Genomic DNA, 572 nt, shown 5'->3' with positions numbered 1-572 from the left:
CAGAAGCCGAGCACGGCCGTCGCGCCGTCGGCGATATCGCCGATCTGCTTCGCGAAGCCGATGATCTGGATGTCGTAGCCGGCGTCCTCGAACGGCTTGCGGATCCTGCTTTCGAGCAGGTGATTGAATGCGACGTAGTCGAGCACCTTGCCGGCGCTGTCGCGCTCGTTCAGCTCGGCCGTGATCATTGCGCTGTCCTCGCCGTGCGACACGAGCGTGCCGACGTAGCCGCCGAGCGTCGTCGCGCGGCGAATGCCCTGCACGCGCTCCGGCGTCAACTGGCCGGGCGTGACCGTGCCGGGAATGATCGGCTCCGCGCGAAACCCTTCGTCGGTCACTTCATTCACGAACGCGTTCGGCGTCCACAACGAGCGCACGCCGATCCGGTCGACGTTCGGCAGGTACGTAACGGCCTGCGTGACGTCGTACAGCCGCGTCAAACCTTCCTTCGACCAGATCGAGCCGTGCTTCGCGCGCACGACCACCGTGATGCGATTCGCGCCGAGCAGGTCGTTCCGGTACTGCTGGAACGTGCGGATGTATTCATGCCCGATCGGCATCTGCTTTTCGAA

Annotated in this window: 1 pseudogene; it reads right to left on the bottom strand. The window is 64.7% G+C overall.

Annotation, left to right across the window (positions count from 1 at the left end):
- A pseudogene (locus BLA15945_RS37550) lies at positions 1–572 on the bottom strand (RND family transporter); the annotation flags it as partial.

The sequence above is a fragment of the Burkholderia arboris genome, from assembly GCF_902499125.1.
In the GTDB taxonomy this organism is placed as follows: domain Bacteria; phylum Pseudomonadota; class Gammaproteobacteria; order Burkholderiales; family Burkholderiaceae; genus Burkholderia; species Burkholderia arboris.
The sequence above is the reverse complement of the archived record's forward strand: the minus strand, read 5'-3'. Positions and strand labels throughout refer to the sequence as shown.